This is a genomic window from Neisseria sp. HMSC03D10, from assembly GCF_001807625.1.
GTDB lineage: Bacteria > Pseudomonadota > Gammaproteobacteria > Burkholderiales > Neisseriaceae > Neisseria > Neisseria mucosa.
Genome location: NZ_KV789563.1, coordinates 1 through 4,654, shown reverse-complemented (window position 1 = coordinate 4,654; position 4,654 = coordinate 1). Strand labels below are relative to the sequence as shown.

Sequence of the window (4,654 nt, the reverse complement as noted above, 5' to 3'; positions counted from 1 at the left end):
CGTCTTTGGTCAGGCTGACAGGTTTGCCTGCTGCGCCATTGCCCACAGTCAATCCGTTGTCGGTCAGAACGCTGTCGCCGACAGTTACTTTGTTGAAGGATACGTCGTCTGAAGTCGCTACGGTGATGTTCTTACCGTCGCGGCTGACTTTGATGTTTTTGCCTTCTTTGAAGGTTACAGTGTCGCCAGCAGCAATTTTTTCAGACGAGGTTTCGTCGTTGGCTTTCAGATTCCAGCCTTTCTCGGCAGTCTCTTTCACTGACTTGATTGCGTCGTGAACGTTGTCTTTGCCGGTATCGCCGATGTTGGTCATCGTAATGGTGCCGTCATTCGCAATGGCTGCGTCTCCGCCCAATACGCCGACTGCGGTCGTACCGATGTTGTTCATGACGTTTTGAGTCGCATAAAGCTGGCTGCCGTTGATGGCATCAGTGCTGCTGTCGCTGATGCGGCCTGCGGCGACGTTGGTAATCGTGCGCTCTTTGCCTGCCGAACCGATGCTGAGTGTGGACTCAGGCGTGTTACCTGCGAAGTTGCCGAAGGTCAGGCTGCCAACGGTGGCAGAGGTCGTCTGAACGGCTGCTTCAGTCGCGGAATTGGCACCCAATGCGATGGAGTCTGCATGAGCGGCATTGGCGTTTTTACCGAAGGCAATGGCATTGCCGACGGATGCTTTTGCCGCATCACCGAAGGCAACGGTATCACCTGCGGTGGCTTTGGCGTTTTTGCCGAAGGCCACGGCACGGTTTTGCGTGGCTTGGGCGTTGTAGCCGATGGCGATGGTGTCTTCTTTTTGAGCGTCAGCTTCGTTACCCATTGCTACGGCATTATTGGCAACGGCTTTGCTGTTACGGCCTGCCGCAACAGTACCGAAAGCAGTTGCGTGGGTATTGAAGCCCAACGCGGTCGCACCTGCCGCCGTGGACTGGCTATATGGACCGAGTGCTGTGGCGGAGTCTTGGGTGGCGTTTGCACCGTCACCAAGCGCTACGCTGGATTTACCCACTGCATTGGATGATTGACCGGCTGCTAAAGAGTTTTGACCGTAAGCATTGGATGATTGGCCGACGGCTGTGGCGTTGGTGCCGCTGGCCTTGGTGTTTGAGCCGATGGCGACGGAGCCTTCGCCTTTGGTCAAACCGTTGACAGCCATATCGGATGCAGTGTCTTCGTTGACAGTGGCGTTTTTACCGATGGCGATAGAGTTAGAAATTGCCGCCTGCGCGCCTGTACCGACCGCTACGGCAAATGCGCCCGCTGCCTGCGCGTCCGCGCCTGCCGCCAGAGCATCTAATCCGGTTGCGCCATTATTGTTGTAGTTACCACGGTCATTTGAAGGCGTCTGAACACTGTAAAAATGGCTGGAGCTGCCGCCGCCCAAGCCGCCGCCCAATTGGTTGATTTTGTTATTCATCGCTTCCAAAGCGTCGTGAACATTGGCTTTGCCTGTGCCGCCCAAATCGTTCAGGGTTAGGTTGCCCTCACCGTCGATTGCAGTTTTACCGCCCAAGGCGTTTTTGACGTTGTTACCCAAGTTGAGCAGGTAAGAATTGGTTGCGTAAAGCTGGCTGCCGTTGATGGCGTCGGTGCTGGTTGCGCTGATAACACCCGCAGAGACGTTTTGAATTTGACGGGTAAAGCTGTTGGCAGGGGTGGCTGCATCAACTTTACCGACAGAAACCGTACCCTGAGAGCTTGTTCCGGCTGCGGTATAGTTACTATTCAACGTGTAGTCGCCGTTGTGGTGCGCTTCAGTCACGCTACCGCTACCCAATGCAACATCTTTTTCATTAACAGCAACGGAATCGACACCCAATGCGACTGCTTTAATGCCCAATGCGTTGGCAGTCTTACCGATGGCTACGGAGTTGTCACCGCTGGCTTTGGAAAGTGTACCGACGGCAACCGCAGATTCTTTTTCCGCCAATGCGGTTTTACCGATGGCGACGGTATTGTTGGAGCTGCCTTTTGCGGCTTCACCGATGGCGACGGTGGAAGTGACGCTCAGTTTTTGGGCATCCGTACCCATGCCTGCTTCCCTACCGATGGCGACGTTATTCGCACCGGACACAAATGCGCCGGAACGCAGACCAAGGGCGATGTTGTCCACGCCGGTAGCGTTGTTGCCCGTACCTTTACCGATGGAGATTTGGCGTTCGTTGGTATAGGCATTGCGACCGCTGTCCGCGCCGATATAGACGGTGTCAGCGCCGACCTTGCGTCCTGCGGAAACGGCATCGTCGTATACGCCCGCGTTCGTACCCACTACGATATTGCCCGTACCTGCCGCTACGGCTTTGTTACCGATGGCGACAGCGTTGTTGGCGGTGGCTTGGCTGTTTTGACCGAGTGAAGTAGAAGTTTCTGTAGTGGCAATGGCTTCTTTACCGACTGCGATGCTGCTCAAACCGGTTGCCTGAGTGGCAAAACCGACGGCAATCGCGCCTTTGGCAGAAGCAGCGGTTTGCGGACCGGCAGCCAAGGCGTTTTCAGCACCTGCATTGCTGTCCACGCCGAAAGCCGTGGCGCGCAGGCCGTTTGCCGTGCTGTCTTTACCGACGGCAGTGGTATCCTGATTGACTGTCTTGGCACCATAACCGATAGCGGTTGAGAAATGACCCGCAGCAGTCGCTCCTTTGTCTTGCGCCTGACTGCCGCCAATCGCGATGGAAGAAGTACCCTGTGCATTTGCTTTACCGCCGATGGCAATACCATAAGCTCCTGAACCGACCGTAAATTCGCCTATGGAGATGGCACGCTGTGCAGAAGCGACGGCAGTACCCATTATTGCCAGGCTGGCAGGTCCCGATGCATTGGCACCTTTACCGATCGAACTTGAACCACCGATGGCGACAGCACTCAATCCCGAAGTAGTGGAATTGAAACCAATGGCAACGCCATTACCTGCTACATCGGTTACAACGGATTTGGTACCGATGGCAACGGACGAACTGCCCTGCGCATTTGAGTTGTCACCAACTGCAATACTGCCGCTTTTGGTGTTCGCCTGATATCCGATGGAAATATTTTTGGGATCCATACCGGTCGCACCGGTTCCGATATAAACCGAATGACTACTATTGGAATTAATGCCTGCCGACGAACCGATGGCGATGACATTATTGACTCCCGAGCCGCCTTTCAGCGCGCTCTCGCCAATGGAAATATTGCGGCCGTCGGAAGAAACGGTATCGCCTGCCAATTTTCCAATACTGACATCGGCTTCACCTTTTGCTGATGCCTCCTGTCCCATAGCGATAGATTGGTTGTGATTGGCACTTGCCGCCACGCCGATGGCAATAGAACCTGTGTTGGCAGTAACCGTTTTCGGACCGATGGCAACATTACTTTCTCCGCTGGTTTGGGCTCCTTGTCCGATGGCGACAGATTTACCTTGTTTTGGGGGTTGCCCACCGGTTTGAGGAATGAAATCTAACGCCTTCGTAGTATCATCACCACAGACCACGTTGTAGCTGACGGTATCGAAATAACAGGTGTTGTAATCAGTACCATCGGCGGCTGCAGATAAAACTGTGCCATTGGCAAGGGTTTTGCCGTTATTTTCTACTGTCGCGACGGCTTGACCGCTGGCAAGCAGCAGGCCGGACATGATGGCGGTAAACGCGAAGCGCACACCTACGGAGGCAACGATGCCGCCTATGCCTGATGAAGCCGTTTTCCCATGCGCCTTGGCGAATTCCGCCACCGCGTTCCACGTCTGTGTGGTTTCGTTCCATACGACACGATAGATTATATTCATGCTGTCTCTCTGTCTTAAAATGTTAAACAAATAAATTTAATATATTATTGGATTATCGAAACAACCTACTTTTCAAACATCCAACCCAATAACCAAAAATGAAAATATCGTATTTGATACCAATATTTCGATTGCAAAAATTATTCAACGGATATGACGCATATTGTCACTTTCAAACAAATTTCAGAATTTATCTATACCTCAGATAACAATCTCTCAAACCTGATTTCAGGACCTTTTGGCTATTTATCTATCCGCTTATCTTTGATGACTTCTATTTTCTTAACTTTATTTTGCAATCAAAGTGAAACTTTATCTTTTATCTGAAAGCAATTTATATGCCAAAACCCTTTTGCCTGAATTCATCCGTACTAAAAAAATGATATTTTTAAGTATCCGACATCCAAAAATAAGAAAAGAGGTCGTCTGAAAACGTTTCAGACGACCTCTGTAAACCTTATGTTGATTAAATATTAATGAATAACTTTTAAAATACTATCCTCAGCAAGTTGGCGATGTTAAGCGGCATTATTCTGTATAATGCCGCAATGTTTTTGAAACAAGGAATACAAATGCTTACCCCAGAACAAGTCAAATCGCTGATTGAAGGCGTCGCCGCTTGCGAACACGTTGAAGTCGAAGGCGACGGACATCACTTCTTCGCCGTCATCGTCTCTTCCGAGTTTGAAGGCAAAGCCCGCCTCGCCCGCCACCGCCTGATCAAAGACGGTCTGAAGGCGCAATTGGCCAGCAACGAATTACACGCGCTGTCGATTTCCGTTGCCGCCACACCTGCGGAATGGGCGGCGAAGCAGCAATAAGCCGTACAGCAGACAAGAGAAGGTCGTCTGAAACCGGAATTAGGTTTGAACTGCACCCCAAAAGTTGGACATC

2 protein-coding genes are annotated in these 4,654 nt (G+C 51.6%); one reads left to right on the top strand and one right to left on the bottom strand.

Annotated features, from left to right (window positions below; all coding sequences use genetic code 11):
* The coding region (locus HMPREF3066_RS07810; RefSeq protein ID WP_083286427.1) for an ESPR-type extended signal peptide-containing protein at positions 1–3,760 on the bottom strand (3,760 nt) is incomplete at its 3' end.
* Between the two features lie 572 nt (positions 3,761–4,332).
* Here HMPREF3066_RS07810 and HMPREF3066_RS07805 point away from each other — a divergent pair.
* Positions 4,333–4,581: a BolA family protein gene (locus tag HMPREF3066_RS07805; protein WP_029609441.1), complete on the top strand. Its 249-nt coding sequence runs from the start codon at positions 4,333–4,335 to the stop codon at positions 4,579–4,581.
* Positions 4,582–4,654 lie beyond the last annotated feature (73 nt).